Origin of the sequence: Streptomyces sp. NPDC037389, assembly GCF_040636475.1 — a bacterium.
Classification (GTDB): domain Bacteria; phylum Actinomycetota; class Actinomycetes; order Streptomycetales; family Streptomycetaceae; genus Streptomyces; species Streptomyces hesseae.
This window is the reverse complement of sequence record NZ_JBEZUS010000033.1, coordinates 1-5,916: the sequence shown is the minus strand read 5'-3', so window position 1 is coordinate 5,916 and position 5,916 is coordinate 1. Positions and strand designations below refer to the sequence as shown.

Below are 5,916 nucleotides of genomic sequence, written 5' to 3'. Positions count from 1 at the left end.
GGGACCCTGTGGGAGAGTAGGACGCCGCCGAACTTCTTTTGGAGAAAGCCCTGGCAGGGGATACCTGCCAGGGCTTTCTTGCGTTTACGGCCAAATACGCGCTTACACCGCGACCACTCGCCCCGTGGCCTCACCGTCGCCGTTCCCGTTCCCGTTCCCGTTGCCGTTCGCATCGCCGTCCCGCAGCGAGCCGTGCCGTTCCGCCCAGCCGCAGAGCGCGGTGTGCACGGCTCGGTCCATGTGCCGGAGCCCGGTGAGGTCCAGCTCGACGTCGTGGCCGGCTCGGTGGAGGGCGTCGAGTTCGTCCAGGAGCCTGGGCAGCCGTAGGAAGTTGGCGTTGCCGAGCACCCGTGCCCGTACCCGGCCGTCCCGCGTCGTCGTGGTTTCGATGTGGACGTGGGAGGTTTCCCAGGCCGCCTTCACGATGGCCAGCAGCAGGCCGACGACCACGCCCTCGAAGAGGTTGGTCACGACGATGGCGACGGTGGTCGTCACCAGGACCGCGACTTCGCCGCGGTGGTCCCGCCAGAGCGGGCCCAGTTCACGGCCTGGCAGGAGCTTCCAGCCCGCGTGGACGAGCACCCCCGCGAGTGCCGCGACCGGGATGAGTTCCAGGACCCAGGGCAGCAGCGTCGCGAAGACCAGCAGCCATACGCCGTGCAGGACGCGGGAGGCCTTCGTCCTGGCGCCCGCGTACACATTGGCGGAGCTGCGGACGATCACCGCGGTCATGGGGAGGGCGCCGAGCACGCCGCAGACGGTGTTGCCGGCGCCTTGGGCGATGAGTTCCTTGTTGTAGTCCGTTCGCGGGCCGTCGTGGAGCCGGTCGACGGCGGCGGCGCTGAAGAGGGTTTCGGCCGAGGCGATGAGGGCGAAGGCGAGCACTGTCCCCAGGACCCCGAACTCGGTCAAGCGCGCGAAGTCGCCACTCCAGGGTGGCTGAATAGCGTCGAAGAGACCGCGTACCTGGACCCGGTCGACGGGCAGTCGGAGCAGTCCGACCGCCGTCGTGGCGAGTGCGACCGCGGCCAGAGGTGCGGGGACGAGGCGTGCGCCCCACTGCCAGCGTGGCCACAGCACCAGCACAGCCACCGTGCCGACGCCGACCGCGACCGCGGCGAGCGAGTCGGCCGAGGCGAGGGTGTCGGTGAGCAGGGTGACCAGGCCGCCGAGCTTCTCGAGCGCTCCGGCCGGCGCGTCCGCGTCGGCGAGCGCGTACAGCTGCCCGGCGATCAGGACGACGCCGATACCCGCGAGCATTCCCTGCACCACCGCGACGGAGATGGCCCGGAACCAACGGCCCAGTTTCAGCAGGCCCATTGCCACCTGAAGCAGCCCGGCGGTGAGGACGAGTGCGCCGAGCGCGCTGAGCCCGTACTCCCGTACGGCCTCGTAGACCAGCACCGTCAGGCCGGCCGCCGGGCCGCTGACCTGCATGCTGCTGCCCGGCAGCAGACCCGTGAGCAAGCCGCCGACTATGCCGGTCACGAGGCCCAGCTCCACGGGGACACCGGACGCGACGGCGATGCCCACGGAGAGCGGCACGGCTATGAGGAAGACGACCAGCGACGCGGCGAAGTCGGCCCGGAGGTTGGCGAGAAGGCCAACGCGGTCGACGGCGGTGCGGACACGGCGGAAGAGAGTCTTCTGCATGAGGTTTGCCTCCAGCGCGCTCGAAGCGCGCGCAGCGATGCGATGAGGATCGTTGCCAGACAGGTGGAGTAAGGGGCCGATGGGCATCAGGTGCCGCGCCGCGGGAGAGCGCGGCGACAGGCGGCGCCGACGCCGTCGTCCCTGCGGCGCCGGGCTGTTAATCACTCGACCATATTTTGGCCAAGTCGTGGTGCGGATCCGTGAGTTGATTTGTAACCACGATGTAAACGCGGTGTCGAGAAAGGGGAGCTACCGCTTCCGGGCGCCCCTGGGGCGACCGAGGTGGGAGGATGAAGCGAGCCCAGCGGAACGAAGAGGTGAGCCCCCGTGCAGCAGAGAGTCGCCGTCCTCGGCACCGGAAAGATCGGCGAGGCCCTCCTCAGCGGGATGATCCGCGCGGGCTGGTCCACGGACGACCTGATGTGCACGGCCCGCCGCGCCGAGCGCGCCGAGGCGCTCCGCGCCCGCTACGGCGTCGAGGTGGTCAGCAACATCGAGGCCGCCAAGGCCGCCGACACCCTGATCCTGGCCGTCAAGCCGCAGGACATGAGCACCCTCCTTGAGGAGCTCTCCCCGCACCTGCCCGCCGACCGCCTCGTCATCAGCGCCGCGGCCGGCGTGCCCTCCGCCTTCTTCGAGGAGCGGCTGCCGGCCGGCGTCCCCGTCGTACGCGTCATGCCGAACACCCCCGTCCTCGTCGACGAGGGCATGTCCGTCATCTCCGGGGGCTCCCACGCCACCGAGGACCACCTCCTCCGCACCGAGGCGATCTTCAAGCCGGTCGGCAAGACGCTCCGCGTCCCCGAGTCGCAGCAGGACGCGGCGACGGCCCTCTCCGGCTCCGGCCCGGCGTACTTCTACTACCTCGTCGAAGCGATGACCGACGCCGGCATCCTGCTCGGCCTGCCCCGGGACAAGGCCCACGACCTGATCGTCCAGGCCGCCATCGGCGCCGCGGTCATGCTTCGCGACAGCGGCGAGCACCCGGTGAAGCTCCGCGAGGCGGTGACCTCCCCCGCCGGTACGACCATCAGCGCGATCCGCGAGCTGGAGAAGCACGGCGTACGCGCCGCCCTGATCGCCGCCCTGGAGGCCGCCCGCGACCGCAGCCGCGAACTGGGCTCCGGCCACATCTGACAGCGGCTGAGTCCGCCCCGGCCGCCGTCCGCTGTCAGCCCAGCAGTGCCGCCGTGGACACGACCTTCGCGAAACCGCCCGCGTGCAGATTGGTCGCCGTCGCCCGCGCCAGCTCGGCGGCCGTGAGGACCCGCCCGTCGGGGCCGACGGCGTCGAACGTGTGCGTGGCGTCGAGCGGCACGATCACGTCGTAGCCGAGATTGCCGCCCATCCGGGCGGTCGTCTCCACGCACCAGTTCGTCATGATGCCCGCGACGACGATCTGCCGTATCCCCGCCGCGTCCAGCCAGCTCCGCAGATCCGGCGTACCGATGAAGGCGGAATTCACGGTCTTGGTGAGCAGCAGCTCCGGACCGGTGCCCCGGCCCCGGCGCTCCTCGACGAAGTCCTGGAAGTCGTTCCCCTCCTGCCCGGGACGGAGCGGGGAATCCGCCTCGGGCGAGTCGTGCCGTACGAAGACGACGGGCCGGCCCGCCTCCTGCCAGGCGTCGACGAGCGCGGCGATATTGCCCTCCGCGGCGGGGTTGTCCCGGGGCGGGAAGACCGGGTCGTGCCAGGCCTTCTGTACGTCGATGACGATGAGCGCGGTGTTCTGAGTGACCTCGGTGATCTCCATGCCCACCATCCTGTTGGCGCGGCACAGCAGCCGACAGTGGCGGAAGAGACCCTGTTCGATGGATTAGTGCCAGCAGGGGATCAGTGCCGGAAGGCCAGAGGTGGCGACCGGTGCACCATGACCGTCATGCAACCCAACGGCACAGCTCAGCGCATCGCCCTCGTCGCCTTTCCCGGCATACGGGCCTTCGACGTCGCCGTCATCGCCGAGGTCTGGGGCGTCGACCGCACCGGGCGCGGCGCCCCGCCCTTCGAACTCCGCCGCTGCGCACCGGACCGCGCGCCCGTGCGGATGCCGGGCGGCCTCACCCTCACCCCCGACCAGGCCCTGGACTGGACGGCCACCGCCGACCTCGTCGTCGTACCCGGCGTCGACGACCACCTGGCCCCGGTGGCCGAGCCCGTACTGGACGCACTGCGCGCCGCGCACCGGGCGGGCGTTCCCGTCGCCGCGCTGTGCGGGGGTGCCTTCGTGCTCGCCCAGGCCGGGCTCCTCGACGGACGGCGCGCGGTCACCCACTGGAACCTCACCACTCTGCTGTCCGCCACCCACCCGGACATCGAGGTCGTGCCGGACGCCCTCTTCGTCGAGGACGACGGCATCTGGACGGCGGCCGGCGTCGCCGCGGGGATCGACCTCTGCCTCCACCTGGTCCGCAGCGCCCACGGCGCCGAGGCAGCAGCCGGCATCGCCCGCTCGATGGTCACCGCCCCCTTCCGCACGGGCACCCAGGCCCAGTTCATCGAGCACCCCGCGCTGACGGCCGCCGGCCGCGAGGCCTCGGACACCCTCGCGGCCGTACGGGAACGAGCGCTCCGTCGGCTGCCCGAACCGCTCACCGTCGCCGACCTGGCGCGCTGGGCCGGCATGTCACCGCGCTCCTTCGCCCGCCACTTCACCGCCACCACGGGGACGACCCCGATCCAGTGGCTCCTCGACCAGCGCGTCGCCGCGGCACAGCAGCTCCTGGAACGCACGGACCTGCCCATGCCCGAGGTCGCCCGCCGCTGCGGCTTCGGCAGCGAGGTCACCATGCGCCAGCACTTCGCCGCCCGCCTCGCCACCAGCCCGCGCGACTACCGCAGGTCCTTCCGCGCGGCGGGGTGAGACGGGCCGGTCCCCTCGGTCACCTCGCGGGCAGCAGGCCGATGGCCTCGTACGCGGCGTCGACCGTCGGCCGCGCCAGCCCCCGCGCCCGCTCGGCACCGGCCCTCAGCACCTCGTCGACATACCCGGGGTCGGCGCACAGCCGCGCATGCCGCTCCCGGATCGGCCGCAGCGTCTCGACGACGGCCTCGGCCGTGTCCTTCTTCAACGCCCCGTACGAGCTGTAGCGCGCGGCCAGCTCCGCCGGACCGCCGTCACCTGTGCACGCCGCCAGGATCTCCAGCAGATTCGCGATGCCGGGCTGCGCCTCCCGGTCGTGGACGACCTCGCTCCCGCTGTCGGTCACCGCACGCATGACTTTCCGGCGCGCGACATCCGGCTCGTCGAGCAGATAGACGATGCCGGACGTGTCCGCATGCGACTTCCCCATCTTGGAGGTGGGGTCCTGGAGGTCCATGACACGTGCGGCCACGGTTGGGAGCACGGCCTTCGGCACAGTGAACGTGTGCCCGTACCGCTGGTTGAACCGCACGGCCAGGTCGCGGGTGAGCTCGACGTGCTGCGCCTGGTCGTCCCCCACCGGTACCTCGTCGGCCCCGTAGGCGAGGATGTCCGCCGCCATCAGCACGGGGTAGGTGAGGAGCGACAGCCGAACGCTGCCTCCGGTGGCCCGTTCCTTCGCGGATTTCTCCTTGTACTGGATCATCCGCCGCATCTCCCCGTCGCTCGCCGTGCACTCGAGGACGTACGAGAGCCGTGTGTGCTCGTCGACGTGGCTCTGTACGAAGAGGGTGCAGAGAGCGGGGTCCAGCCCGGCGGCGAGGAACAGGGTCGCCACCTGCCGACTGAGCCGGCGGACGCGCGCCGGGTCGTGATCGACGGTGAGGGCGTGCAGATCGACGACACAGAAGAGGGCGTCGGCCCGGTGCTGGTCGACGGTGACCCACTGGCGCAGGGCCCCGAGGTAGTTGCCGAGGGTGAGGTGGCCGGTGGGCTTGATGCCGCTGAAGATCCGGGTCGTCATGGGTGTCGTGGCTCCTTGGGTCCGGAGAGTCCGGAGGATCGGGACCACCGCCACAGACAGCAAAAACGGCCGCCGAGGCGGCGGCCGTTGGATGCATGCGCGCTACGCGCGCGGTCGGGCCGCCGTCAGGCGGCCCACCACTGCTGGGTGCAGGCATGCTTCGTCATGCGGCGACCGTACGCCCGCCAAACCCACTTGCGCCACCGGTTTGATGATGGTTACAGGCTCGTGTAGAGTCCTTCGAGTTGCCACGGAGTCCGCAAGGACGACGAGGCGGCACCTCTAGCCGCATCGGCGGCGATCACCTCTTTGCATGACCCTTGAACGGGATGAATTTCGGCGTGTCCGAAATTCGGATCGGGCGCCGATTAGGCGCCGC

5 protein-coding genes are annotated in these 5,916 nt (G+C 70.9%); 2 read left to right on the top strand and 3 right to left on the bottom strand.

Going from position 1 to position 5,916, the window contains the following annotated elements:
* Positions 1-102: 102 nt before the first annotated feature.
* Positions 103-1,653 (bottom strand): SulP family inorganic anion transporter, encoded by a 1,551-nt coding sequence (locus AB0E98_RS33400; RefSeq protein ID WP_361710227.1) that lies wholly within the window; start codon positions 1,651-1,653, stop codon positions 103-105.
* A gap of 327 nt (positions 1,654-1,980) precedes the next feature.
* Here AB0E98_RS33400 and proC point away from each other — a divergent pair, with 327 nt between their 5' ends.
* The gene (gene proC / locus AB0E98_RS33395) at positions 1,981-2,790 is read left to right on the top strand and encodes a pyrroline-5-carboxylate reductase (protein ID WP_361710225.1); all 810 of its coding nucleotides are present in this window, start codon (positions 1,981-1,983) and stop codon (positions 2,788-2,790) included.
* A gap of 34 nt (positions 2,791-2,824) precedes the next feature.
* Here proC and AB0E98_RS33390 read toward each other — a convergent pair whose 3' ends face one another.
* Positions 2,825-3,415 carry a cysteine hydrolase family protein gene (locus AB0E98_RS33390; protein WP_361710222.1) on the bottom strand — a complete coding sequence of 197 codons (591 nt, stop codon included), beginning with the start codon at positions 3,413-3,415 and terminating at the stop codon, positions 2,825-2,827.
* A 117-nt stretch (positions 3,416-3,532) separates the two neighbouring features.
* Here AB0E98_RS33390 and AB0E98_RS33385 point away from each other — a divergent pair, with 117 nt between their 5' ends.
* Positions 3,533-4,513 carry a helix-turn-helix domain-containing protein gene (locus AB0E98_RS33385; RefSeq protein ID WP_361710220.1) on the top strand — a complete coding sequence of 327 codons (981 nt, stop codon included), beginning with the start codon at positions 3,533-3,535 and terminating at the stop codon, positions 4,511-4,513.
* A 19-nt stretch (positions 4,514-4,532) separates the two neighbouring features.
* Here the strand turns inward: AB0E98_RS33385 and trpS are convergent, their stop codons facing one another.
* On the bottom strand, positions 4,533-5,537 hold the full coding sequence (gene trpS / locus AB0E98_RS33380; RefSeq protein WP_361710217.1) for a tryptophan--tRNA ligase: 1,005 nt from the start codon (positions 5,535-5,537) through the stop codon (positions 4,533-4,535).
* Positions 5,538-5,916: the final 379 nt, after the last annotated feature.